The 26,848-nt window shown below is 49.9% G+C and carries 22 protein-coding genes; 13 read left to right on the top strand and 9 right to left on the bottom strand.

Annotation, left to right across the window (positions count from 1 at the left end; translation table 11 throughout):
- Positions 1-130, bottom strand: a 130-nt coding sequence (locus BAQU_RS09715; RefSeq protein ID WP_244568524.1) for a helix-turn-helix domain-containing protein, incomplete at its 3' end; no start/stop codon positions are given.
- Between the two features lie 219 nt (positions 131-349).
- Here BAQU_RS09715 and BAQU_RS09710 point away from each other — a divergent pair.
- Together BAQU_RS09710 and BAQU_RS09705 are read left to right on the top strand one after the other, a co-directional pair.
- Positions 350-1,363 (top strand): hypothetical protein, encoded by a 1,014-nt coding sequence (locus BAQU_RS09710; RefSeq protein WP_094695138.1) that lies wholly within the window; start codon positions 350-352, stop codon positions 1,361-1,363.
- Between the two features lie 108 nt (positions 1,364-1,471).
- Positions 1,472-2,254 carry a trimeric intracellular cation channel family protein gene (locus BAQU_RS09705; protein ID WP_094695174.1) on the top strand — a complete coding sequence of 261 codons (783 nt, stop codon included), beginning with the start codon at positions 1,472-1,474 and terminating at the stop codon, positions 2,252-2,254.
- A 139-nt stretch (positions 2,255-2,393) separates the two neighbouring features.
- Here BAQU_RS09705 and BAQU_RS09700 read toward each other — a convergent pair whose 3' ends face one another.
- Entirely contained in the window at positions 2,394-3,374 is a 981-nt protein-coding gene (locus tag BAQU_RS09700) for an AraC family transcriptional regulator (protein WP_094695136.1), read from the bottom strand.
- A 282-nt stretch (positions 3,375-3,656) separates the two neighbouring features.
- On the opposite strand from BAQU_RS09700, the gene BAQU_RS09695 reads away from it, so the two are divergent.
- From BAQU_RS09695 to cydC, 8 genes are all read left to right on the top strand, one after another.
- Positions 3,657-4,997, top strand: a complete 1,341-nt coding sequence (locus BAQU_RS09695) for an MFS transporter (RefSeq protein ID WP_211277164.1) — start codon at positions 3,657-3,659, stop codon at positions 4,995-4,997.
- Between the two features lie 59 nt (positions 4,998-5,056).
- Positions 5,057-7,129, top strand: a complete 2,073-nt coding sequence (locus BAQU_RS09690; RefSeq protein ID WP_244568519.1) for a glycoside hydrolase family 127 protein — start codon at positions 5,057-5,059, stop codon at positions 7,127-7,129.
- A gap of 248 nt (positions 7,130-7,377) precedes the next feature.
- Complete coding sequence (locus BAQU_RS10315) at positions 7,378-7,584, top strand: hypothetical protein (protein WP_143242007.1); 207 nt, start codon at positions 7,378-7,380, stop codon at positions 7,582-7,584.
- 389 nt (positions 7,585-7,973) lie between these two features.
- Positions 7,974-9,149, top strand: coding sequence for an NAD(P)/FAD-dependent oxidoreductase (locus BAQU_RS09680; protein ID WP_094695130.1), 1,176 nt, complete (start codon positions 7,974-7,976; stop codon positions 9,147-9,149).
- Between the two features lie 50 nt (positions 9,150-9,199).
- Positions 9,200-10,669 (top strand): cytochrome ubiquinol oxidase subunit I, encoded by a 1,470-nt coding sequence (locus BAQU_RS09675; RefSeq protein ID WP_094695128.1) that lies wholly within the window; start codon positions 9,200-9,202, stop codon positions 10,667-10,669.
- A complete protein-coding gene (cydB, locus tag BAQU_RS09670) occupies positions 10,666-11,691 on the top strand; it encodes a cytochrome d ubiquinol oxidase subunit II (RefSeq protein ID WP_094695126.1) in 1,026 nt (341 codons plus the stop codon). Before BAQU_RS09675 ends, cydB begins: the two co-directional genes overlap by 4 nt.
- Before the next feature lie 96 nt (positions 11,692-11,787).
- Positions 11,788-13,626 (top strand): ABC transporter ATP-binding protein/permease, encoded by a 1,839-nt coding sequence (locus BAQU_RS09665; protein WP_094695123.1) that lies wholly within the window; start codon positions 11,788-11,790, stop codon positions 13,624-13,626.
- Entirely contained in the window at positions 13,616-15,478 is a 1,863-nt protein-coding gene (gene cydC / locus BAQU_RS09660; RefSeq protein ID WP_244568518.1) for a thiol reductant ABC exporter subunit CydC, read from the top strand. Before BAQU_RS09665 ends, cydC begins: the two co-directional genes overlap by 11 nt.
- A gap of 46 nt (positions 15,479-15,524) precedes the next feature.
- On the opposite strand, the gene BAQU_RS09655 is transcribed toward cydC, so the two are convergent.
- Both BAQU_RS09655 and BAQU_RS09650 read right to left on the bottom strand, forming a co-directional pair.
- Positions 15,525-16,487 carry a polyprenyl synthetase family protein gene (locus BAQU_RS09655; protein WP_094695121.1) on the bottom strand — a complete coding sequence of 321 codons (963 nt, stop codon included), beginning with the start codon at positions 16,485-16,487 and terminating at the stop codon, positions 15,525-15,527.
- Positions 16,488-16,754: 267 nt separating this feature from the next.
- Complete coding sequence (locus BAQU_RS09650) at positions 16,755-17,408, bottom strand: NAD(P)H-binding protein (RefSeq protein ID WP_094695119.1); 654 nt, start codon at positions 17,406-17,408, stop codon at positions 16,755-16,757.
- 241 nt (positions 17,409-17,649) lie between these two features.
- On the opposite strand from BAQU_RS09650, the gene BAQU_RS09645 reads away from it, so the two are divergent.
- The 3 genes from BAQU_RS09645 to fucP all read left to right on the top strand — a co-directional run bounded on the left by BAQU_RS09645 (position 17,650) and on the right by fucP (position 20,579).
- Positions 17,650-18,468 carry an HNH endonuclease gene (locus tag BAQU_RS09645; protein WP_143242006.1) on the top strand — a complete coding sequence of 273 codons (819 nt, stop codon included), beginning with the start codon at positions 17,650-17,652 and terminating at the stop codon, positions 18,466-18,468.
- Positions 18,469-18,690: 222 nt separating this feature from the next.
- On the top strand, positions 18,691-19,080 hold the full coding sequence (locus tag BAQU_RS09640) for a VOC family protein (protein WP_094695116.1): 390 nt from the start codon (positions 18,691-18,693) through the stop codon (positions 19,078-19,080).
- Between the two features lie 128 nt (positions 19,081-19,208).
- On the top strand, positions 19,209-20,579 hold the full coding sequence (gene fucP, locus BAQU_RS09635) for an L-fucose:H+ symporter permease (protein WP_094695114.1): 1,371 nt from the start codon (positions 19,209-19,211) through the stop codon (positions 20,577-20,579).
- A gap of 93 nt (positions 20,580-20,672) precedes the next feature.
- On the opposite strand, the gene BAQU_RS09630 is transcribed toward fucP, so the two are convergent.
- From BAQU_RS09630 to arfA, 5 genes are all read right to left on the bottom strand, one after another.
- Positions 20,673-21,737 carry a LacI family DNA-binding transcriptional regulator gene (locus tag BAQU_RS09630; protein WP_094695112.1) on the bottom strand — a complete coding sequence of 355 codons (1,065 nt, stop codon included), beginning with the start codon at positions 21,735-21,737 and terminating at the stop codon, positions 20,673-20,675.
- A gap of 160 nt (positions 21,738-21,897) precedes the next feature.
- Entirely contained in the window at positions 21,898-22,794 is an 897-nt protein-coding gene (locus tag BAQU_RS09625) for a carbohydrate ABC transporter permease (RefSeq protein WP_094695110.1), read from the bottom strand.
- A 1-nt stretch (position 22,795) separates the two neighbouring features.
- The gene (locus BAQU_RS09620) at positions 22,796-23,710 is read right to left on the bottom strand and encodes a carbohydrate ABC transporter permease (protein ID WP_094695108.1); all 915 of its coding nucleotides are present in this window, start codon (positions 23,708-23,710) and stop codon (positions 22,796-22,798) included.
- Between the two features lie 64 nt (positions 23,711-23,774).
- Positions 23,775-25,166: an ABC transporter substrate-binding protein gene (locus BAQU_RS09615; protein WP_094695106.1), complete on the bottom strand. Its 1,392-nt coding sequence runs from the start codon at positions 25,164-25,166 to the stop codon at positions 23,775-23,777.
- A gap of 69 nt (positions 25,167-25,235) precedes the next feature.
- Positions 25,236-26,771, bottom strand: coding sequence for an arabinosylfuranosidase ArfA (arfA, locus tag BAQU_RS09610; RefSeq protein WP_094695104.1), 1,536 nt, complete (start codon positions 26,769-26,771; stop codon positions 25,236-25,238).
- Between the last annotated feature and the right edge of the window lie 77 nt (positions 26,772-26,848).

Genomic DNA, 26,848 nt, shown 5'->3' with positions numbered 1-26,848 from the left:
TCTCGCGGCTGATGCTCGACGTGCTACGGCCCAGCATGGCGGCGATCGCCCGGACCGTGGCGCCGTTGCCCACCTGGATCTGGATGACCTGCCTTTCCTCCTCACCGATATGCGAATACACTCGTGACATGGGTGCGACACCTTCCTCCCGCGGAAACCTAGACAATCTCCAATGGTATAAGGTGTTGCACTTCAATCTAGACAACGGGGAGCGCTTTGTACTCACAGATGTGGGATAATGTAGAGTCAGGCAGTCGATTCTCGTTCAGAAAATGTTCAGCGTTTTCCTCTAGAGTCTTCTAGAGTTGAATATGGCAATACAACGACTGATATATAAGGGGAACTGGTTGTGAAAGGATTTTTCCACAATATCTCGTGGGCGCAGATATTCGCAGGTGCCTTGGCTGCTGTCACGGCGTTTCTGCTTTCTGCAAAGATTGGTATTGCGGGCTCGGTCATTGGCGTTGCTGTTGGCTCCATCGTCTCAACGGTGGCGACGCAGATTTATCAGCGCGTACTTGATGAATCAAGCAAGAAAATCCAAAAAACGGTTGTCAGCGTACATTACAACCCGAATCGTTCCGAAAACAATGATGGGAATGATCAGACCGCTGGGAATGATCAGCCAGATTTGGAAGAAACGCGAGTAATTTCAAGTGCCGATGAAACGGCGCAGGTGAATTCTCTCAATCCCCAGCAGACGCAGACCATGCCTCGTGTGGAAGAAAAGGATGTAGACAGCGATGCTACGGCACCGCTCGCGTCTGCCGCACCACAACCAAGGACCATAAGTGGCAAAGCGCATACAGCGCAGACCACGAGTGCAGCATCGAAGAGTGCTGGAAAGCAGGCGATCAGCAATTCGGCGCATGCGAAGGGGGCAGACACATCGAAGATTTCGCTTTTCGACAGGCGAAAGCGAAAGGTATTGATTGTTGCCATAGTCAGTGCAATCTTGGCGTTTGGTGGCACGGCTGGCATTATCTATGCTGTGACGAATGGCCAGGGTACCGATCAGGTGGTTCGCAACATCGTGAGCCCAAGCAAAACCGCTGCACCAACACCTTCACAGTCAAATACGAATTCGAGCAGCCCCAGTGCAAGCCATTCCAGTGGAGTAACGAGTGAACCTGAACCATCACAAAGCTCGCAGTCAAGTGATGCAGGGGATAGCGGTGAATCTACTTCCTCGCCGTCTTCAAGCTCATCTCAGAGTTCTGGAAGCACATCATCCCCATCGGCATCTTCCAGCAGTCCAAGCTCATCAGCATCATCGAGCAGCTCGAGCAGTGTTTCACCGTCTGCGTCGGCAAGCACATCGACCGCTCAGCCCGAGGCAGGATCAACCAGCTCTACCGACTGAAATATGATGTGCAACATAGTCATGTTGCAGTGATTCATGGTTGGCGATACGCTCTGTGTGTATGTGAGAGAGTACAGCGGTTTCGCAGAGATCACTGCAGGGAGAATCATGAAGGTTGCCTTAGAGAGTAATGCCATTTTTATGGGCATAGAATATCTTGCGGTATTCTGCTCGGGGCTGGCAGGTGGTCTTGCGGCCGTTCGCAAGCATTATGACATCTTTTCCATTCTCATAATCGCATGGGTGACTGCATTGGGCGGCGGCATAGTCCGCGACATTCTCTTGGGGGCGGTTCCACCGGCTGGTATAACCGATAGAGGACTCGTCCTTTCAGCACTCGCATCTGGAATCGTTGTGGCGCTTGCCTATCTCGAAATCAGCCATTTTACCTGGACTCTGATCATCGTCGACGCGATGGCATTGGGCCTTTTCGCGGTCAACGGTACGGCAAAGGCCATGGCATACAATACTTCAGGCATGACAGCGGTGTTTATGGGAATGATTACCGCGCTCGCAGGAGGGCTTATCCGCGACATTCTCATCAACGAAGTTCCCATCATCATTCGAGACAAGCACTGGTATGCAGTTCCGTCGTTCTTCGGCTGTGTGCTGACCGTCATCGTGGGCAAGTTTGTCAAGGCTCATATGCTGAACATCACTCAGGAGATGGTATTCGATATTCTTATCGTCGTGATTGTGGTGGCAATGAGAATTCTTTCCATAAAGTTCAACATCGTGCTTCCCGGAGCTGCAAAGCGTACTCACATGCATCTCATCACGCAAACCCGCTATCTTCGTAGACCTGTTATTCATCCCAACGTTTCGGTTCGCGAAGCTCCTGATGATTCTTCCACAGAGGCGCACACTTCTGCGCATCCATCACAGAAGTGATGGATGCCGCGTGCACCGCTTGTAGAGCGTTCACATCTCAGCAAGATATAAAGGAATCAACGTGTAGACAAGTGCTGGGGAAATCAGCGCTATTATGTCCCTGCAACTTTTCGATTGCGTATTTCCACAGCTCTGCACCCTATGACTCTATGCTTCGGGCCACTTCCTGCGGAAGAGGGATTGAGGGATCAATATAAGGATTATTCATGTGGGTATGTGTGAAGGCTGCGCGATAGCTAGTAGGGGTCATTCCGATGGAATGCTTGAACTGCTTCATGAAATTGCGAACATCTTGGAAATACGCATAATGGGCGACCTTGCTGACTGGATATTGAGTCCTGGTGAGCAGCACTTTTGCGGTTTCCATGCGAAGATTGATCAGATATTGCCTTACGGTCACGCCCTGCTCCTGTTTGAACACTCGGGTGAGATAGTCTGGATTCATCTCAAAATGCTGGGCAACGGCGGCAACGCTCATATCGGTTGACATGTGTGCACGTAGCCATTCAACGATTCGCCCGGTTTTGACATCAGGGCTTATCGCGTTGGTTGTCTGCGCCAAATAACTGTTGCTCAACTCTATGAGACACACCTGTGTCAGCAGATCATTCTCGTGCTGGCTATACCGGTATGAGTTTGCGCAGGAGAGTAGGTTGCGCACGGAAAGCAAGACATTGTTGAACTCTTCAAGATGAAAGCGTTCGGGCAGAATCACCAGATCGTTGAATTCACGGCAGAATTCGCGTCGTTTGACTTGCAAGAGGCTTTCGGCAACTGAAGGTCGGATTGTGACACTTAAATCAGGTACAATGACACTTCTATGCCATTCGGCGATAAAGTGAAACCACAGAAAGTCAATCGAATCTGAACTCTCATTCACGCCTTCAATCGTGGTGTTGGGAGGTATTACCACGCATGTTGCTGGCAGTATCAGAACGACATGGGTGGGTTCATTCGCCGTCGAGATTTGTATGTTGAAAGATCCTTTAAGACCAATAATTATCTCAAAGTCGTCGCTATGGTGCATGCTCTTATGCTTCCAGCCTGCCTTGGCTGCAAATTCGCCGGCCTTGTAGTAATAGAGCGGATGAGAAAGTTCGATGGCAAAGCAATCGGTCAAGATGCACCCCCAAGTTTGTGCTGTCCAAGAATGTTTGACCAAATTTGTTACCTATGGTAACGCAAAGTCGGAAAATGACACAATTGTCATAGATTAATCGATCTTTTTGACAAAATTATGAGCCTACCATCGAACCAACGAAGAGATGGAGCTCTTCGATTCAATGTTTTTTCGAAAAACCGTTGATGCCCAAAACGGTGCTTTCGAAAATGATCATGCAATATGAAAGGCTGTGTAAAGATGCACACCAATGAGACGCCGACGCCTGTAATAGCGCGCTCAATGAGCTTACCATTTCGTCGAAAAGTAACCTATGCCTTCACTGATTTATCAGGAAACCTGCTGTACTGCATCATCAGTTCCTATGCACTGTATTATTTCACCGAGGTATATGGGCTGTCAGTCGGTGCCGCAGGAACAATCCTATTGGTCGCCCGCTTCTTCGATGGTTTCGATGCCCCAATTTGGGGCATCATCATTGATCACACTCGTACCAAATGGGGGCAGAGCCGACCATGGTTCCTCTGGATGGCTGCGCCGTTCGCACTCTTTGTTTGGCTGCTCTTCACCGTTCCGCCCATTTCGGATCCCACGGCACGAACCATCTATGCAGGTGTGATCTATGTGCTTGCGGGCATCTCATACACGGGTATGTCAACGCCAATCACTTCCGTGCTGCCTAACCTGACCTCTGACACCAACGATCGAACCGTTGCCAATACCTTCCGCATGGTTGGTGGCAATATCGGCAACTTCTTCGCTGTGACCTTTATTCTGCCTCTTGCAACGAAGATTGGTGGAGCGAGCAACTCACGATTCGGCTGGTCTGTGGGTGTCGGCATCTATGCAGTGATTGCCGTTGTGTTGCTTGTCATTGCGTTTGTGGATATGCGCGAGCAGAACATCACCAAGATCAAGCCAATTACGATTCGTGAGAGCTTCAAGGCTGCGAAGCGCAATTGGCCGTGGATGCTCATTGTGCTTGCCAATTGCATCTTCTGGATGGGATTGACGGCTCGTACATCGACCCTGCCATATTTTGCGCAATATAATCTGAACAATAAGAATCTGATCTCCACGTTGAACGGTATTTCCATCATTCAGGTTGTTGGCATGGCAACAGTGCCCTTCCTGGTGAGGTACATGCATAAATTCGGCAGCACCATATTTGGATTTGCCGTTGCCATTGTCGGTCAGATCGGCCTTGCCGTTTCCACTGGGAACCTGGCGCTGTTCATAGTCTTCTGGTGTGTTTCCTGCATAGGTACGGGCATTGCATGCTCGCTCTTCTTCGAGATGGTCGGTGACACCGTTGACTTTGGCGAGTGGAGAAACAATGTTCGCGCATCAGGATTTCTCACTGCAATCGGAAGTTCCTTCTGCATCAAGATGGGCGCCGGCATTGGTGCATTCATTCCTGCACAGATTATGAATGCTTTCGGATACGTCGATAACAAGGCACAGACCGCAACCTCGCTGAGTGGCATCGAATTCTCATTCATTTGGGTTCCTCTCATCATCTTCGCCTTGGGGATCCTCCCGATGGTGATCTACCGTTACTTCGAACGTAATGAAAGCAAGGTGACTGCCGATTTGAAGGCTCGTCACGCCATCGGTGCATGAGCCAGAGGGATCGAGAGAGATCAACGCAACGAAGAATCGATATAGAGGTGAATGATCAGATGAATACCACGTTTATGAAGCATGCAACCACGCCGAGCAGCCATCAGCCGACTGTGAGGTTGAAGTCAACCTTCTGGAAGCATTATCAGGAGCTTATTGCCCAGGAGGTTCTGCCTTACCAGTGGGCAGTTATGAGTGATGAGACAGGTGTCAGCATGGCTGACGATCCTGGCGGCAACAATGAATTCGGCAGGGAAAAAAGTCATGTTCTCGCTAACCTTCGCATTGCAGCCGGCCTGGAGACGGGGGAGCACTATGGTTTTCCCTTCCAGGACACCGATCTGTACAAGTGGATTGAAGCTGCCGCCTATATCATGCGACAGCGTGAGGAGCCGCAGTTGCGGCGATTGGTCGACAGCGCCATCGACCTGATTGCGAAGGCCCAGTGCAGTGATGGTTATCTCGACAGCTTTATTCAGATCACCGCGCCCACTCGGCGATTCGCTCGATTACGCGAATCGCATGAACTCTATACGATGGGACACTTCATCGAGGCAGCCGTCGCCTGCCACGAGTCAACGGGGTATGACAAGGCGCTGAATGTCGCCATTCGCATGGCAGATTGCATTGACAGGGCCTTTGGGCCTGAAGATGGCAAGATTCATGGAAGCGACGGTCATCCTGAGATTGAACTGGCACTTTCCAGGTTGTATGAAGTCACGGGGGAGCAGCGCTATATCGATCTTGCACGGTATCTGTTGGATGTTCGTGGTCAAGACCCCGACTTCTACGACAGGCAGGACAAGGCAGACGGCTCAAAACCATTCATTCCCGGGATGTCTCAGTTCCCGAAAAGCTACTATCAGGCAGCTGAGCCAATTCGTGAACAAAAGCACGCTGATGGCCATGCAGTAAGGGTCGGCTATCTTTGCACAGGTCTCGCAAATGTTGCGCGTTTGACCGGTGACGCTGAGCTAGCCGATGTCGCCCGACGATTGTGGGATGACATCATCCGCAAGCGCATGTATATCACTGGCAATGTCGGCTCGACCAGAGTCGGTGAATCCTTTACCTACGATTATGATTTGCCGAATGAGACCATGTATGGGGAGTCCTGCGCATCGGTTTCCATGGCATTCTTTGCTCGCAGCATGATGAACCTGCAGCCAGCCGGTCTCTATGGCGATATCGTGGAGAAGGAGCTTTTCAATGGTGCATTGGCTGGAATGTCACTCGACGGCAAGCATTTCTTCTATGTGAATCCACTGGAGGCCGACCCGCAGGCCAGCGCCATCGACGGAAATCCAGACAGACACCATGTATTGTGCCAGAGAGCTGACTGGTTCGGCTGTGCGTGCTGCCCTTCGAACATTGCACGTTTGATTGCGTCGGTTGAGGACTATATCTATACGACTAAGCTCAGCCACAACGGTGACATTCTGACCATATATTCCAGCCAGTTCATCGCAAATTCTGCGAGTTTCGAAGACGGAATTGCTGTGGATCAGAGGAGTGATTTTCCATGGAACGGTCACATCGAGTATTCGATCAGCGTTCCAGCAGCAGCGACCTCTGTTGATTTTGCCATCCGCATTCCTCAGTGGTCGCAGAGTGAAGCGTCTGCTGTAGTGAGCGTTGATGGTTCCGTCATTGACGCTACTCCGGGGATTGATGGTTTTGTCCACGTTTCCGTTGCATCGGGCGCCACGGTGCATATCGAATGCGATGTTGACATGCGTGTGAAATTGATGGAGGCATCAACGCGTGTTCGACACGATATAGGCAAGGTTGCAGTGATGCGCGGACCGATTGTATTCTGTGCCGAAGAGGCAGACAATCAGGGCCCATTGTGGCTGCACAGGATTTCTGTTGATTCGTGGGCAAAGATGCTGGAAACGAATAAGGTCGACGAGCATTATGATGAGGATCTTCTCGATGGAGTGGAGGTGATCAGCATGCCAGACCAGATGAGAACCTTGAGCTCGACAGAAGATGACCTGTATCAGCCTGTGAGCAATGATACCGATTCTGAGACCTCGTTTGCGGATTCACGACTTACTCTGATTCCATATTATTCATGGGCGAATCGTGGCAGGGGCAGGATGCAGGTCTGGTTTGATTCCAATCGTTGAGAAGAGGACTAGGAATTCCAAGAATCAGGAATCACAAACCAACCTGGCAATGACTCTGGGAATGATTGAATCAGGCATCCGTCATATTGAGCACACCTCAATCCGACGGATGCTTGATTCGTTGCTGACATGGATCATATGTGTCAGTCGGCTCATGCATGAGGCTTATTTGATCAAGCGGCAGCACGCACCATTTCAATACCTGGATGTGCACCATGGTGGTGGGATAATGAGAGCACTCGGTGTAAGTGCAGGTAATCAATGCAGCAAAGCGGGGGGGAATTATGCCAAACGTATGGAGCCGTAAAGATGAAAAGCAATATAGGCATGTCACGGACAGCGAGCTTGATAAAGGGCATGACAAAGATCGCGCGAAGGAGATTGCCGCTGCAACGGTGAATAAGCGACGTGAGAAAGAGGGAAGAACGGAGGGAGAAAAAAAGAAGAAGGGCTGAAGAGAAGAATAGGTGAGCGCTACGCCATCGAATGATGTCGACGGACATTGCATCATTGCGATTCTCACGGCTTCGTCAGACATGCGGGGCGGTGGGTTTGCCGCATCTCCTATTGAATCATTGATAACGTGAAATGAGAGATGCCTCACAATACTCACGAAAAATGGTACTGAAGCAAAGAACAGGGATTAAGATGACCGTTCGGTATCACATCAATTCGAGATAGGTACGGTAATGAGGTTCATTGAAAACTGAGACTTCGGCACTGCAGTCTGCACGCAGGTGTGAAGACATGGTAGGATCGAATGTTGATTTTTGTTCCTATACGGTCGAATCTGGGGTTTATGGGTACTCAAATCCGGGATCTATTTTTTGCGAAGGGGTTTATTGTGAAAACGATTGCAGTCCTTGGTGGTGGTTACGCAGGCCTACGCTTAGTGAAGTGTCTGACTCACAGAAAAGTCGATGCACACATCGTGTTGATCAACAACAACAAATATCACTATGAATCCACACAATTGCATGAAGTGGCCGTTGGCAACAAGGAACCTTCAGACATCAGCTTTGACATTCGTGCAGTGTTGCCGGATTCAGTTGATTTCATCGTCGATACCGTTACCTCCATCGACAGGGAAAGCCAACAGGTCAAGCTCAAGAATTCTCAGCCTGTGGCATACGACTATTTGGTGAATGCATTGGGCTTTGAAAGCGAAAGCTTCGGTATCAAGGGCGTTGAAGAATACTCACTTTCATTCAATAACATTGATTCTGCTCTAGCAGTGCGAGACCGGATTGAGCACACGCTTGCCAATTACGCGACAAGTCACGATGAGAATGACTTGCACATCATCGTCTGTGGTGCTGGATTTACTGGCATTGAACTGCTCGGTGAATTGGTTGAGCGCATTCCTGTGTGGAACAAACAATATAACCTTCCCGAAGATGGCATCACCGTGGATTGCATTGAAGCTGGAAAGGCCATTCTTCCCATGCTTCCCGATAATCTTTCTGCGTGGGCGGTGAAATTCCTTACCGATCATGGCATAAGAATGCATAGTGGCACACCAATAACCGAGGTCAGGCAGCATTCGGTGATGAGCAGCGACAAGGAATTCGGTGGGAATATCATTATCTGGACGACGGGTATTCAGGGCAGTCACGTTATCTGCGAATCTGGCTATGCTCAGAAGCGTAATCGTGTCGTTGTCGAGAACAATCTGGCCGTGAAGGGACATCCCAATGAATTCTTGATCGGTGATGTTGCGGCTGTGCCAAATCCCGATTCTGGACGTTTTTACCCAACAACGGCACAGATCGCAGTCGCACAGGCTGACTGTGCAGCGAAAAATATCGCAGCGCTTCTGCTCGGCAAGCCGACGCATGACTTCCAATTCTCCAGTGTCGGAACCGTCTGTTCACTTGGATCCGGTTCTGGGGTAGCGCAAATCGACGAGATGGGTCACTGGAAGTTGAAGGGTCACAAGGTTGGTCTACTCAAACGTCTGGTAAATGATCGTTCTGTGTTGGAGTTGGCACACTTTAAGGAAATGCTTGCCAGTCGTTGAGACTGGCATCATTACGTAATTGATGTAAGTGCAAGAAAGGAAGTGCACACGTGAATATCTTGGGTCTATCTCGTTTTCAGTTCGCGATGACAACGATATTCCACTTCTTCTACGTGCCGTTGTCGATTGGCCTAGCCCTGTGCGTGGCTGTCATGGAGACAATCTACGTGTTCAAGAAAGATGAAATTTATCTGAAAATGGCAAGGTTCTGGGGCAAGATCTTCTTATTGAGCTTCGCCGTCGGTGTCGTAACAGGAATTATTCAGGAATTCCAATTCGGCATGAACTGGTCCAATTATTCGCGCTTCATGGGAGATATATTTGGCGCTCCTCTTGCAATCGAGGCGTTGCTCGCGTTCTTCCTTGAATCCGTGTTCATTGGCGCGTGGATGTTTACGTGGAACCGTTTCAAGCCAGGCATTCATGCAATGTTCATGTGGCTTACCTGCCTGGGTTCGATTCTTTCAGCAATCTGGATACTTGCTGCAAACAGCTTCATGCAGCATCCGACCGGATTCGAGATCGATACCAAGACCGGCCATGTTCGACTGAGAAACTTCTGGGATGTGCTGGGCAACCCTCAGTTGTGGAGGCAGTTCCCGCATGTCCTTTTTGCTGCAGTCTTGACTGGAGCCATGGTCATTTTGGGCATGGCCGCATTTGGTTTGCTCCACAAGAAGACACAGAGCAGTGAGTCTGATCGTGTCTTCTATACAAAGTCGGTGAGATTCAGTGCAGTGGTGGCGCTTATCGGTGCCATACTTTCCATCTATGCCGGGGACTTGCAGACTCAGTTCGTCGTTCATGATCAACCAATGAAGTTTGCTGCCACCGAGGCGTTGTACAAGGATTCAGGCGATCCTGCATCGTGGTCGGTGATATCGCTGATCAACGAGAAGGACAAGACATCCCATGGCATCGAAGTGCCATACATGCTTTCGTTGCTGACATATCACCAGACAACCGGCTCGGTTAAGGGCATGAATACAATCAACAAGGAACTGCATGCGAAGTATGACAGCAAATTCGGCAAGGACATGAACTATTATGTTCCCGTCAATGTCTTGTTCTGGAGCTTCCGATTCATGGCTGCTGTTGGTTTTGCCGCCGCTTTGGTGTCGATACTGGCGCTATGGGGAACGAGAAAGAACAAGAATACCTTGTACAAGACGAAGTGGCTGCTGTGGATCATTGGTGTCTGTACGTTCCTGCCTTTCATTGGCAATACCGGTGGTTGGCTGATCACTGAGCTCGGGCGTTATCCATGGTTGGTCTATGGCATGTTGACCATTGCCGACGGCGTTTCACCAACGGCGACCGTTCCCAGTCTTTTCTTCACCAATCTTGTCTACTTCCTGCTGTTTCTGGTCATTGGTGCCGTTATGATCACATACTCCCGCAGAGTGTTGTATCAGGGACCAGATGGCGATGGAAAGATTCCGGCACGGAAGGGTTCGTTGATCTCCGATGTGGAGTCCGAGCAAAGCAAACTTGCCAATAGGAGTGTGAGCCTCGCATGAGTGTGTTACAGATTATATGGTTCTGCGTTGTAGCGCTGTTGTTTGCCGTGTTCCTTCTGCTCGAGGGATTCGATTTCGGCGTTGGCATGGCTACCCGCTTCATGGCAGAGAATGATACGGAACGTCAGCTCTATCTGAGATCCATTGGTCCTCACTGGGATGGCAATGAAGTGTGGTTGATCACTGCTGGTGGTGCCATGTTTGCGGCATTTCCCATGTGGTATGCAAGCCTGTTCTCAGGATATTACATTCCGCTTTTCCTGGTTCTGGTTGCGCTGATTCTTCGTGGTGTATCCTTTGAGTTTGCCAGTCATGCACTCACTGTTCGTGAACGGAGCCTGTGGCAGTGGGCAAATTTTGTGGGGAGCATGTTTGCACCGTTCTTTCTCGGTATGATGCTGACGAGTCTGATTCAGGGTGTACCGATGGATGCACAAGGTAATGCCTGGCTCGGATTCTTCGATATCGTGAACGGGCTTTCCGTCGTTGGTGGCATTGCCGTTGTGTACTTCTCGCTCCTGCATGGGCTGCATTTCTTGAGTCTTAAACTGGAAAAGGATCATGCACGCCACATGCTCAACGCATCCAGCAAGCTGTATTGGATTGCGTATCCTGCCCTTGTTGCCTTTGTTGTGCTGGCACTGATCTTTACCGACTTCTATCGCGTTCATTCCATCACGACGTGGCTGATCACGGCAATCATTCTGGCATCCACTATCTATGGCCATTACTCTGCCGTGAAGGACGATGGAGTATCTGCCTTCATTTCTTCGGGCGTGACTTTGGTGGGCATCATCGCCTTCATCTTCAATGGCATGTTCCCAAGAGTCATGGTCTCTGCAGGTGGTGTCCATGATCTTCTTGTCAAGGATGCGTCGGCATCCCCGTTGACCTTGGAGATCATGACTGGTGTCTTGTGTGTATTGCTGCCCATTGTTCTTGGTTACATCATCTGGAGCTATGTCATGCAGCGAGGCCGCGTGAGCACACAGACACTTGAACACTCTCCTTATGTCGGTTAGGTTCTGATTATTGTATCGAGTTGAAGTCCCAAGAATGGTGGATTGACTGTTGTGATTGACAAAAAACTATTCGAATTTCAAGGATTCCGTACCAGAATGGGGTTTCTGGCGCTCCTATCCACGATCCAGGCGGTGGCAACGGTTGGTCAGGCTTATGGGCTGACTCGCGCCCTGGTCCAGATATGGGGTCTTCGTTCCTTGAACTCAATAGCAATGCCGGTGATCATTTTTGTCATGGCTTTCATTGCTCGACAACTCTGCGAGGTGGGCAAGAAACAGGTTGCTTCGCATTTTGCCGATCAGGTTGTCAATGATCTGCGTCCACAGGTGCAGAACAAGCTTTTCAAGGCAGGTCCGGCTGCCATGGCGCAACGGGGAACTGGCGCGACCGTTACGATGTTGCTCGATGGCCTGGATCAGACCAAGACCTATATTCAAACCATCATGCCGAAGATGCTGGATATGGGCATTATTCCCGTGGTGATTCTTGTGGTCGTATGGTGGGAGAATACGCTTGCAGGAATTGTACTGCTCGTTGTTTTTCCCATGCTCATGTTCTTCATGGCAATTCTGGGAATCGCAGCTCGCGATAAATCCGATAAGCAGTATGGTGCATTCCAGAATCTCAACAATCGTTTTGTCGATACGATTCTTGGCCTTCCCACGCTCAAGATGCTCGGTGTGAGCGACAACTATGAAGATGAGATGTATCAGGTCAGCGAACGATTCCGCAAACGTACGATGAGTGTCATCATGGTTGCGATGTCTTCGTCCTTTGCCCTGGACTTTTTCACCACATTGAGCATCGCAGTGGTCGCTGTGTTTCTTGGTGTCAATCTGATAAACGCGAGCGTAACGCTGTTCCCGGCATTGTTCGTATTGATTCTTGCTCCAGAGTACTTTCTGCCAATTCGACAGTTTGGCAATGATTATCATGCCACGCTCAATGGTAAGAATGCCCTGGGCGACATTACTGCCGTTCTGCAAACACAGGATCCCGCTCGCGATGAAGATCTCATCCTCAATGCATGGAACGAAAGCAGCGATCTCGAACTCTCTCATGTCAGCTTTGCATACGATGTATCGCGCGAGCATGAGTCTGACGGGAAAACCCAGTCACAATCCAAGAAGTCTCGGCGGTCACGACAAGACACACAGGTACAGGGCAAGGCAAAGCATGATGCCAGAGCGACTGAGGAAATACAGGCTGGAGTGGATTCAGAAAAAACGGACATGTCACAGCCTGCACTTCAGGATATCTCATTGGATTTCCAAGGTTATGAGAGTGTTGCCATCGTAGGCCGGTCAGGTTCGGGTAAATCAAGCCTTATCGATATGCTCGCGGGTTTTCATGCACCTCAGGCGGGAAACATCGTTGTGGATGGTATCTCGACGCAGCACTTGAACATTGCATCCTGGCAGGATCATATTTGGTATATTCCACAGAAGCCATACATTTTCCATGGCACCATCGCCGATAACATACGCTTCTATATGCCAACCGCCTCTGATGAAGAGATTCAGTCAGCCGCCATGAAGGCTGGCCTTGGTGACTGGCTCAGCACCTTGCATGATGGCCTGGATACGTCTATCGGCGAGGGCAACCGGGCAATCAGCGGCGGTCAGGCTCAGCGCATTGCATTGGCTCGTGTGACACTTGATAGCAGTCGTGAAATTCTGCTCTTTGATGAGCCAACTGCTCACCTTGACATTGAGACGGAATATGAGTTGAAACAGACGCTCGTGCCGATAATGCGTCACCATCTTGTCATATTTGCCACCCATCGTCTGCACTGGCTTGACAGCGTTGACAAGGTTATTGTTTTGGACAAGGGCAGGGTCGTACAGACCGGAGTTCCCAGGGAATTGCTGACGAAGGCCGGACCACTGCAGGCTTTGATCGGTGAGATGGGTGGCGATCACATTGACGACTGATTCAAATGGCGACGATGGGCGTGCTGTGAATGTCGGCATGAACAATGTCATTTCCGCGAGAGGCTCTGAAACGAATGAGTCATCGGCGCATCATGGTCTGGGAAGTTATCTGGAGGCGTGGCATCATGACCACTGGTTCTGGCCGTATCTGCGACAGAATCGCTGGCATCTGGCGTTGATCTTCTGTATGGGTGCACTCACCTTCGTGTGTGCCGCAGGACTGATGTTTACCTCCGGGTATCTGATCAGCCGCTCTGCTCGACATCCATACAATGTCTTGATGGTGTATGTGCCCATTGTGCTTACACGTGCCTTTGGATTGGGAAGGCCGACCTTCAGTTACCTGGAGCGAATACTGAGCCACGATTGGGTGCTGCATGTTGTTTCGAAGCTGAGAGTCAATCTATACAAGACTCTCGCCAAGGATGCCTCATTCCTCAATGAGCATGAGCAGACTGGCAGTGTGCTTGGAGTGCTTGCCGATGATCTGGACCATCTGGAAAACTTCTATCTGCGCACCATATTTCCAACAATCGTCGCATTCATAGTCTGGCTGCTCGTCGCTATCTCCATGGGCGTCTTCTCATGGCAGACATGCCTGCTGATTCTGTGCATCTTTGCCTTGGTGCTGCTGCTTGCACCCAGGGTCTCGCTGCAATTTGCCGATATCCACTATCATCGCGAAAAAGCCGCCCGCAACGCCGAATACACCAAAGTGGCGGAGGAATATCTTGGGCTGAGCGACTGGGTGATCACCCACCGTTCAGAGCAATTTGTGAGCACAGGAGGGCATGAATTCGACACGATTGCCAAGAGTGCCCGTTCTCGGGAATCGTTTGAGCGGTGGCGTGACTTCTGCATTCAGCTAGCCTTTGCGGGTGCCACCGTGGTACTCATGATTGCGTCCATGCTGGTGTTGACCACATCAACGTCTCTGGCGAATTATGCCGCCGCGGTCGTACTCTCGATCTTTCCCCTCATTGATTGCTTCATCGTAGTTGCTCAGGCCGTTGAGGAGGTGCCATTGTATAGCGAATCTTTAGCGCATCTCAATGGTTTGAGTGCTCGAGTTGAAGCCGATCAGTTGCCTGCATTGCCGCAGCAGCCGCTTGACGATGAGATAGAATCCATTGACTTCGATCATGTCACCTTCCGGTATGGCCCGGAGGAGACGCTGCTCCTTGATGACTTCTCGCTGCACATCACGGCAGGTCAGAAGGTTGCATTGCTGGGTCCGAGCGGTGAGGGCAAGACCACGATTCTGCAATTGCTTCTTGGCGATTTGATTCCTACGAGTGGCGAGATCCGCATCAATGGAATTCCCGTTCGAGCCCTGCAGGATGCAAGAAAACATCTCTTTGGCTACCTCAATCAAGATCCATTCATATTCCGGGCCAGCATTGGCAACAACATTCGTCTGGGCAACGCAAAGGCAACAGATGAAGACGTTTGGAACGCATTGAAAACCGTGGAATTGGATGAAATGGTCCGCCAGCTGCCTGATGGGTTGAATACCCTGGTCGGCGAGATGGGAAGCACCCTCTCGGGAGGGCAGCGTGAGCGGCTGGCATTGGCCAGGATCCTTGTCAAGGACACACCGATTGTGCTGCTCGATGAGCCAACGATTGGATTGGATCCGATTACCGAGCGACATCTGATGTCGACGATATTCCAAGCGAATGAGCGCAGGACGCTATTGTGGGTCACACATCATCTGCAGGGGTTGGAACATGCCGACTGGATGGTCTTTCTTGAGCATGGACATATTCTGATGCAGGGTCACCCCAATGAACTCTATAGAAGCAACACAAGATTCAGAACACTCTACCGCATGGATATAGCCGATATGTGAGCGCATGGCTCGATTGTTGGGCAGTAGCAAAGGAGCGGCAGCATCGCTAGATGACTGCACTGAAACGGTTGAGCATGGACACGAGAAGCTCTCGGATTCCCTGCTCTATCGACATCTCGTCGAGGAGCTCTTCTGCCTGCGCAACGTGTTTCTTTGCCACGGATTTGCTTGCGTCCATAACCTGCGGGTTATTGTGCAAATAATCAAGAACGGCATACACGTCATTATCACGAAGCATTTGCGTGATTCGTGGATTCTCATCTCGCGCGATGAGAACAGGAAGTGTGAAGATACCGTCGGAAATGTCTTCGAGCTTGGGCTTGCCGGTGTCATCTGCAAGATTGAAATCCTCAATGTCGTCGGCAATCTGGAACGCAATGCCGAGATGTCTGCCAAACTTCGCGGCTGCTTCAATCATTGATTGATTCGGGTGATTATCGGTGCTCAGACGCAATCCCGTGATGCATGAATGTTCAAACAATACGGCAGTCTTGCCCGTGATCGAACCGATATAGTGATCGATGGTTGTTGCTGTATGGTGTCTTGCCGATTCCTGACCGAGTTCGCCGTTGAGGATCTTGCCGAGAATCGATGCCTGCTCGTGCATGAAATCCAAGTCAGGTGCAATCTCGGTCATGATTTCAATGTACCGAGACAAAATCAGGTCACCCAGATAGATAGCAGCCTTGTTGCCGACGATGGTCTGCACTGTTGGCTTGTTTCGGCGTATATCTGCATCATCCACGACATCATCGTGAACCAGTGTAGCCAGATGCAGCATCTCGATGCATGCCGCTCCAGTGATGACTGAATCATCGAGACGAGTCGCCGCTCCACGCTGCATTCGTGCAAACAGGATTACCAGTGAGCCTCTGAGCATTTTGCCATGGTTATCAAGAAGGGCACGGTATTGATTGGCATATGGTTCAACGGCACTCTGCTCGTCATGGAGTCTGCTTTTGACCCGTTGCAAATCCTGCGCGAGTATGGCTTCCTGCTTCAATGGCATTCCCTTTTTCCCAACCTCAAGTAACAGTCCCACTAAAGTGTACCCATATTGGCTTACCTGCGGGAGTATCGAGTTCCGTTACATGCGTCACATACGTCACACGCGTCATAATGACTGCGCAAGGGGTGCCCACTGATGTCATCGTGAATCTGAAGTGCAGGGAATTGACGCATTCACCCGTTTCTGCCATTACATTGGCGTTTGGTTTATTACGGGACTTGCTGAGAGCAAGCCTGTGCAGACCTAGGGCAAGGGATGGGACATGGTCTACCGGACTACGGTTGGCGCATCCTTTGTTGAAGGATCGGCAATGCCGATAGTTTCGCGTTCATACAGAGTCGGTGTTTCCACTATCTTGAGAATCGCGTCGGCCATGCTTTTTCTCGATCCTGAACCGCCAACGAACAGTTCACCCTTCTTGGTGATTTGGTATGCAATCTCATCCCTGTCGTTCAACCAAGCAAAACGAAGAGTAGTGAAATCGATGTCAGATTTGCGCAGCATCTCATCTTCAATCCGAATTGGTGGTAGATAGTCCTTCAAGGTTCGCTGATTCCATTCCCGGAACTTCTGGTTTGGCTCCTCCTGATAAATACCGATTGAGCTTGCAGCGAGCAGCCTATGTACACCTTGAGCATGCATGGCATCGATGACATTCTTGGTTATCACGTTTGTCGGGCTTGTGTCGACTGTTGCCAGAAAGACCATGTCTTGGCCGGCTAATGCTGCGTTTGCAGCTTTTTTATTTTCAAGATCGCCCTCAATGAGGGTGACTCTCGGATTGTCTTTCATATCGTTCAACCGAGAGCTGCGTTTCAGTAGAAGCGTCAGCTCTATGTCTTGGAAACGATCCTCATTGAGGATTCGTTCTTCCACGATTCGTGCAATCCGCCCATGGGCACCAAGAATTGCTAATTTCATATGAAACCTTCTCTGGCTTAAACGTTGACTGTTTCAACAGCCTTGAACAATTTCAGCCTAACTGCGTTCAAGGTAACGGCATGGAAGAAACCCCATAATTTAAGCGCTGAGAACAAGTATCTCCTGAGATGGCGCATTCGAAGCCAGTGGTGGCAAACTCAGCAAGCTCGCCGTGTGATGTACCATGGCTGAGCTGGAATAGGCAACTGCATGGGACTGCACGCCGACAAGGGGAAAATATATGAGTAGAAGGCATCGAGTGCCGAGACGCAAGAACAGTCCGGTATCTTGGCTCGCGGCCCTCATTATCGTGGTTCTGATTGCCGCTTGGCAAGGCTTTGGGCATACAGGCAGTGCTTCGAGTGAAGCCGGTGGATCGTCGAACGAATCTGCCTCTCAGCACGCGGCTCCAAGCATCTCAGACACATCGTCTGCGCATGCCGAGAGCACTGTTGCACCGGCATTCAAGGCACCAGTCTCTTATGCAATCGCTCTTGGATATGCCAGGCAAGAGGTCGTAGCAGTGCCGCATGTACAGGGTTACAGCCGAAACAGTCAATTTGGGGACTGGCGGCAGAGCGGTTCCCTGTGTGGGTATGGAACAACGCGAGATTATGTGTTGAAACGGGATTTGACCAATGTCGCCATGAACCAATATTGCAAGGTAGAGTCCGGCGACTTCAGCAATCCATACACTGGCAGGAGCATGCATTTTCTCAAAGGGCCACAGACGAGTGATGAAGTTCAGATTGACCATATTGTGGCCGTTCAGGATGCTTGGGCATCAGGTCTATGGCAATCATCCAGAGTGGGGGAGCGAGTTAGCTATTACAATGACCCACAAGTGCTGCAGGCATCTGACGCGTCCAGCAATGAGGCAAAGGGTGCGGGTGTAGATTGGGATGCTGCCACGAATCCTGTATGGCTTCCGTCGAACGTAGCCTGGCGCTGTGATTACATGGCCAAGCGCGCCTACATCAAGCACAAGTACCAGCTCACCATGAGTCAGGCAGAAAAGACGCAGACGGTGAATTTCCTGGCACAGTGTGCACATGGATGAATGGGTTATGAGATTCTGTCACGATGTTGTGCGGATTCTTTTGAAGCTTGCTCATGTATAATTGCAATCGAATGTTTTCATCTGACTTTGTGAAAACTCAAGGATTATGATATTGTTAACTGTGTTAATGTGTGCGACCTGTTAACATATCAAGATTGTTAACATTAACATTGTTAATTTGATTTTTTTGCTCATTGTGACATGAGATCGAGGGGGATCATTATGGCGATTCGCGATTATCTTAACGGTGTTCAGCATGTAGGTATTCCGACTACTGACCTAGATGGAACAATCGAATACTATGGAAAACTAGGGTTCGAAACAGCGGGGATTTTCCCGAACGGAGATAGCAGATGTGCATTTCTTCGGCTCAAGAATCTCACCCTTGAAGTATGGACAGTGGATTCAACTCCTGGCACTACGGGAGCCATCAATCATTTTGCACTCGATACGCCTGACATTGAGAAGGCATTCGAGGCGGCGAAGCAGCTCGATCTGAATTTCGTGGAAGGTTCAATCCAACACATTCCAACATTCTGGAAGCAGGGCATTAAATACTTCAATGTTCTCGGACCGAACGGCGAGACCATCGAGTTCTGCCAGATACTGTGACGCAGTGATTTCACGGCAATACACACAGGGCTTATGCCGACGTCATAAGCCTGGCTTCGCTTTACCTATGCTCTGAACACCCTGGGTTTTTCGAGAATTCAGCCATAGCGCAAGCAGTGAGGAAAATCATGACAAGTAAAAAAGAAACACATCCTTGGATAGAACTTCCCGATGGATATTTGAACCGTACTCCAGTCTTCCAGTTCATCTTGGTTTCAGTGTTATTCGCTATGTGGGCAATCGCGTCAAGTCTGAACGACATACTCATTACACAATTCAAGGCTGTGTTTAATCTAAGTGATCTTGCCACGGCTTTCGTGCAGAGCGCCTTCTATGGCGGGTATTTCATCATTGCAATTCCCGCCTCGCTATTCATCAAGAAGTCAAGCTACAAGATGGGCATCATCGCCGGACTGGCGTGCTTCGCTGCAGGATGCTTCATCTTCTTCCCAGCTTCGACCATGGCGACCTATGCTCCATTCCTCTTTGCCATCTTCGTTGAAGCCATTGGCCTGAGTTTCTTGGAAACCTCCGCCGACACGTACGCGACCTTGCTCGGACCGAAGCGACTCGGAACAGTTCGCCTCAATGTTGCACAGGTGATGAATGCGTTCGGTCTGATTGTGGGCATCCTCCTGGGCAAGTATCTGGTCTTCCAGAATTCGAACCTTAAGACAGAGATGGCGAAGATGGCACCCGCTGCAGCTCATGCGTACGGCGTGCAGCAGCTCGGCAGAACACTTGCACCATACAAGTATGTGCTCATTGTGCTGGTGCTGCTCATCATTGCCTTTGCCGTCACCAAGTTCCCCTCAGCGCGTCCAAAAACGGCCGTGGGTACGGTTGATCGAGCGACCTTCGGTGAGACCATCACCTATCTATTGCATAATCGCCGTTACTGGGGTGGGGTTGCCAGTCAGTTCATCTATATTGGAGCGCAGACGGGTATTTGGTCATTTACCATGAGACTCGCCCTCAACATGTTCCCGGACTTTACAGATAGAGATGCCTCCGACTTTATGCTTTGGAGTTATGGTCTCTTCCTTGTCGGCAGATTTATAGCCAGCTATCTGCTGACAAAATTCCGAGAGACCCGACTGCTTGCCGTCTACATGGTTCTCGGAACGATTATGCTTATTGGAACGGTTTCACTCCATAGCATTGCAGCGGTATGGATGGCTGCTGGAGTAAGTCTGTTCCTTGGTCCTGGGTGGCCAACGATTTATTCCCGCACTCTGGAAACTGTCGAGAACCGTCGATACACCGAAACGGCAGGTGCCATCATCGTCATGGCGATAGTTGGCGGAGCAGTTCTGCCGATGTTGCAGGGTGCCTTGTCGGATGCGACGAACATGCAGCTCTCGTTCATTCTTCCAGCCATTGAACTCTTCATTGTGGCAATGTACTTCTGCACCGAGATGAAGCATGACAAGAAGACACCAAAGCAAAAACGCATTGAGGCTGAACGAGAGGTAGTGGTTGAATCTCCAACCGTGTGAGTAATTCCGTCGGGCGTGCTCATAGTCGGCGTGCCCGTTCACTTCTCAAGAATCCGTGAGCGTGTGGTGTGAATGATGATTCACACCACACGCTCATTCAATTCGTGAGGAGCTCTGATAGATAAATTGGGCCGAATCACGTTCGACGATAGAGCAATCTATGGTGGTTCTTCGTGCTGGACCACTGTAGCCGTGTATTCGCTCAATAAGCATGTCCAGGACTCTCTCAACGTAGTCATCCAGATTGGGATCCACCGTGGTCAATGAGGGAGTGGAGTATTCTGCCTCAGGAACATTGTCGAATCCCGTTACCTGTACGTCCGCCGGCACTTGTAACCCCTTGCGCTGCAATTCATGAATGGCGGCAAGGGCCAATGCATCATTCATGCACAATATGGCATCTGGACAATCATGCACAGCCAGAAAACTCCGCAACGACTCAATGCCGTCTCGTTCACGCAACTTTTTGCAGGGGATAAGCATCGACCAATCCACTGCAACATGTAATTCCTTCAAGGCATCGAGATACCCTTTGATACGGAGCCAAGCCGTGCCTTCCTGGGCTGATTCGAAGTCTTCGCGGCGAGGATTGCCCGTTGGACTTCCCAAAACCGCTATTTTGGTACATCCTGAAACATGGAGTCTTTTTGTCACGAGTTTGATCGGTTCATAGTTTTGCATGGTGACGGAATCGACTTTGTCGTATGTCAGATAATCGCCGGCAACTACAATCGGATACGGCTGTTCGAGAATTTCCCCCTCATGGGTCAGAGGTTGATCATTGAAGTATATCCATCCTGCTGCTGACACTTCCTGGTTCCTTCTGATGATTTCGGCAATGCCGCTTTCCTCACTTTCATATGTACTGATGATTACTCCATATCCCTTCCTTCTTGCGGCTTCAATGACCTTGTCCGCGAAGTATGGCGCAAAAGGCTGGGCGAAGTCGAATATGCCGAGACCAATCAGATTGGTGACGCCAGTTTTTAATGAACGCGCGGAAATGTTGACCTGATAACCAAGATGCTTCATTGATCTCTTGACACGTTCACGCGTTTCCGGTCGCATGCTTCCGCTGTGATTAACAACATTGGAAACGGTCTTTATGGAAACATTGGCGTCTCGCGCCACGTCCTTGATGGTCACTCTGCGTGTCATAGCTCTCACTTCAGTAAATCAGTAATCAGGCAAACCTTGATCTGAACGTATAAGGTTTATGTGCAATTTCTCAAGTAAAGTATCGCGAAGTTCGTACGATATCGATCCAAGGCTACACCACGATGACGGTTATACGTGAAGTCACATCAAGCATACTGCGTCACGCTTTTACCGATCCTGTTGCCAGACCTCCAACCCAGTAGCGTTGCAGGAAGATGAAGGCGAGAACCATAGGTATGACTGAAATGAACGCTCCCGATGTCAGGAGGTTCCAGATCTGTTCGGCCGCTGAACCGGCAGTGCTTCTTGCCTGCCATTGGGATAGGCCAACGGTGATGGGGAAGAGATTTGGATTCGTCAGTACGACTGATGGAAGAAAGAAGTTGTTCCATGCCCCGACAATTGAGAGCAAAAACACGGTCGTTATGGCAGGTGTCATAATGGGAAGCGCAACCTGGAAGAAAGTTCTGAATTCACCGGAGCCATCAACTCTGGCGGCTTCGAGCATCTCATCAGGCAGCGATTGCGAACAGTAGATTCTCATCAGATACACGCCAAATGGGTTGAGTAGCACTGGCAGCAACACCGCCCAGTAGGTGTCCGTAAGATTGATATCAGACATCAGCAGGAAAGTTGGAATCACCAGAGCGGTGGCTGGAATCATAAGTGCGCCGAGGATGATGTTGAAATAGAGTGTCTTCCCACGGAATCTGTACTTGGCAAAGCCATATCCGGCCATCACGGATATTGCCGTTGCACCGAAACCTCCGACCAGAGCGTAGAGAAGCGTGTTTGCGAACCACCTCCAGTAGATTCCATCCTGGTACGTACCCAGTTGCTTGAGGTTGTCCCAGAAAGCATTGGTGCTGTCAAACCACATTGAGCCATGAATGCCATTGAATAGCCCACTGTTGGTCTTCGTCGAAGCGATGATAAGCCACCAAACTGGCAGCAGAAAATAGCAGCAGCAGAGGATAAGCACAACATAGGTGAAAATTCTAGGGTTACCTTGAATGCGATGCTCCGTGCCCTTACGAGTGTGTTCAATCGTTGTCATGTTAATCACCCAATCCATTCGAACGACGTGTTAACCTCATGAATATTATTGAGAAGATAACGACGATGAGTCCAAGAGAGAAAGAAACGGTTGCGGAATAGTTGGTCTGGTTGTATCCGAATGCCAAAGCCTGGGCATACATGTTTGGTGTGTATTCGGCAGGTATTACCGTCGGAGCCTGATTGCGCAGGATTGTTGGTTCAGTAAAGAACTGCAATGTTCCGATAAGTGAAAATATCGTGCACATGATCATCGACCCAGAAACCATGGGAACCTTGATATGCAATGCTATCTTCGCCTCATTCGCACCATCGATCCGTGCAGACTCATAGAGTTCGCTCGGGATGGATTGCAATGCAGAATATAGGATAATCATGTAATATCCTGTCCACTGCCATGTCACAACATTGACGAGCGAGCCGAATATCCCACCGGCACTCAAAAAGTCGGGTGCCTGAAGCCCGAATAACGAGAACAGGGTCGTAAATGGTCCCATAAGTTTGGAATACATGAATCCCCACATCAATGCTCCAATCACCGCAGGGATTGCATAGGGCAGAAATATTACCACTCGGGAGAATGATGCAAACTTCTTCTTGAAAGAATCAAGAAGCAGAGCGAGTCCCAATGCCAAGCCAAGTTGAATCGGTACCATAACCGCTGTATAGAGAATGACGCGTAACAGGCCTGTCGCGAATACGGAATCCTTTACTACTCTGATGTAGTTGGCGAAGCCGGAAAAATATGTGCCAGAGATCTGTGTGTATGTAAACAGTGACATGTAGAAAGCGTAGACAAGGGGAATAACGAGAAAAAGGATGAATATGACGGCGAATGGCCCTGTAAAGATCCAGCCCCAAAGATTATCCTTGCCGATTCTTCTTTTGGGTTTCGACTGGGTTGAACGGTGCGACATAAGAAACCTCCTTGTGGTTGGAGAGCATATGGAACGCTCTCCAACCACAGATTCTTTAAACGGATTATTTCACTGATTCGATGGTGAAGCCCTGCTGCTCTGCATAGCTTCGGAGTGAGGAGGTGAGTGAAGAGACACCAGAATCAACCGAGGTCCCAGATTTCACCATGCTTGCGAATGCCTTTTGCTGGGCATCATAGGCATAGGTTTGGAATGGAAGGAACTGATCACCTTTCCATCCTTTTGCCACCGGTGCGATGATTTCATTGGCCTTCTGATTGTTCAGATAAGGGTAGGTCTGGGTGATGAATTCAGAAGACGAAAGCAGCTTCGTCCATGTGGGGAAGAGACCACCATCAGTGACGCCACTGTTCTGGGCATAATCATCCCCATACAATTCTCGAGCGACAGATGCGGCCGCTTTCGTATCTTTGGCCTGATACGTCACGGCGAACGCTGAGCCTCCTTGATTTACATCGGGAGTAGAGTCATTCCATTTCGGAGCTTCATAGATTTTAAATGGAGAATCTGTGGCGGTCTTGAAGGCACCCTTGACGTAATAACCAATGAACCAGGATGCCTGCACATATGTCGCATAGTCACCAGCCCCAAACTTCTTCATGGTGTCAGTCGAGCTCTGATCGGCTGTGTCGATCAACCCTTCCTTTGCAAGATTCTGCCAATACTTCAGCACCTGCTTGACGCTGGTCTGGTTGAAGTCGATTCCCACCTTTGTGGGATCAGACGCTGTATATTTATATACCTGTGCACCCTTCTGAGCGAAGAGTGCGATGTTCACGGCAGTTCCATCCGTTTGCCAGTTGGTCAGCTTTCCCGTATAACCCTTTGCCTTCAGATCCTTCCCTGCCTGTTCGAATTCTGCCCAGGTCGTCGGCACCTTGATGCCATATTTGTCGAATACGGCCTGATTGACATACATGACAAACGGCCCTGCGTCAACTGGGACTGCATATATGGATGAGGAACTGCCAAACGTGACCGAATTCCATGCGCCTGCAGTGTAATCGGACTTATATGCCTTCATGCCGTAATCGGCGAGGTCAACAAGATATTTCTGCTTTCCGGCAACAAATTGCGGCATTGCTTCATATTCGAGTTGTATGACATCCGGAGCGCCCTTGCCGGCCTTGATCGTATTCTGGAATCTGGTGTATTCGGATCCACCCTGGCCCCCGTTGTTCCAACAGACCTGAACGTTGCTATGTGTCTGGTTGAAATGATCGACTATCTTTTGGAAGCCTGGATACCAGGCCCAGACTGTAACCTTCTCTGCACTTGCATGAACAACCTTGTTCGTGCAGGATGCGTTATCGTTTGCGTGCTTATCGGCACTTGCGCTTGCAGTGCCAGTGCTATTTGATCCTCCGCAAGCCGCCAGGCTCATGCTCACAGCAACGGTGGCTAGAACTGACAAGATCTTCTTTGCTTGAAACATCGTTCACCTGTCTCCTTTGACAATATGTATTGGTTAATTAGATGGTTGCAATGTGGCTTATGACGAATTTCAATGCATTCCCTTCTGTGTGTTGATGGTGATTGCCGACCACGATGTCGGTGGAAGCTCTACCACGACGACATCGTTTTCAAGAACTATCGTGTTGTTGGTATGGAGTGCAACTCTGTTCTGATGTTCTTTCGTGTTTGTTGCAAAAATATCATCCTCATACAGTGTGCTCGCTGAAGCTTCGGTAAAATTCCCCTCTGGCAGCTTTATGACGAAATTGGCAGCGTCATGCAGTGATCTGTTCACGGCGAATACAGCAAGTGAACCGTCCTCTCGTTGCACTGCCACGGCATTGACTGTGTCAACCATTCCATATTTCTGGGTATGGTGCTGCATTGATGCCTGTTTGGGCTCGAATACGGTTCCTCCCTTTGCCAACTGCGCTGTGAGTGCAAATGGGAAGAAGGTTGTCTGCCGCCATGCTGGACCTTGAGGCTCGGTCATGATCGGTGCGATCACATTCACCAATTGAGCGAGCGACGCTGCATGCACGCGGTCCGCGTTCTTCAGCAGCGTTATCAATAAATCGCCAAATACGACCGCATCGAGCGCAGAATATGTGTCTTCCAGCAGGTGGGGCGCGATTGGCCAGTTGTCTATTCCCTCCGGGCTGTGCGATGGCTCTGCACCTTGATACCAGACGTTCCACTCATCGAAAGATATGAAGACGCTATGCTCCGATTTCAATTGTGCAGCTGTGGCATCGATTATGCTGGCAACATGTTTGATAAATGAGTCCATATCTGCGCCTGAGGCGAGGAAACTTTCCAAATCACCGTCTTCGGGTTGATAGTATGCATGACAGGAGATGAAGTTGATGTCTTCGAAGGTCTCCTTGAGAACTGTCTGCTCCCATGTTCCGAAAGTTGGCATTGAATGCGATGATGAACCGCAGACCACGAGCTCAAGATCAGGATCGATCTGCCGCATCCCCGCTGCTGTCATTGCCGCCAATCGTGCGTATTCATAAGCTGTCTTATGACCAAGCTGCCAGGGGCCATCCATCTCATTGCCGAGACACCACATCCTGATATTGAAGGGCTTTGGCGCACCATTCTTACGTCGTTCTTCCGATAAGGCGGTGCCGTTGGCAACATTACTGTATTCCAGTAGTCGCAATGCATCTTCAATGCTCCGGGTTCCCAGATTTATGGCTTCCATAAGTTCGTTTCCGCCGAGTTTTTCCAGCCAATGTGTCATTTCATGGAGGCCGAATTCATTGGTTTCCGTCGAATGCCATGCGGTGTCCAGACGGTGGGGGCGTTGCCTGCCTACTCCGTCTTCCCAACGGTATCCCGATACAAAATTACCCCCCGGGTAGCGAATCGTGGTGACTCCAAGCTCCTTGACCAAATCAATCACATCTTGGCGAAAACCCTGCTCGTCCGCTTGAGGATGACCGGGCTCATAGATTCCCGTGTAGACGCATCGGCCTAGATGCTCAACGAAGGAACCAAAAATACGATCATCGATTGGTGTGCTCAAGAAGTCCCTGTCGGCCGTCAATCGAGCTGTCACGGCAAGTGGCTTGGTCATGAATTGTCTCCATTCATATCGATATGTGCTGTGTGTCATACGTTGATACAACGATAAACTTTATGAAGAATAATTAT

This window comes from Bifidobacterium aquikefiri (genome assembly GCF_002259795.1).
Lineage (GTDB): Bacteria > Actinomycetota > Actinomycetes > Actinomycetales > Bifidobacteriaceae > Bombiscardovia > Bombiscardovia aquikefiri.
Note: the sequence above shows the minus strand (reverse complement) of the source record. Positions and strands in the feature narration are given on the sequence as shown.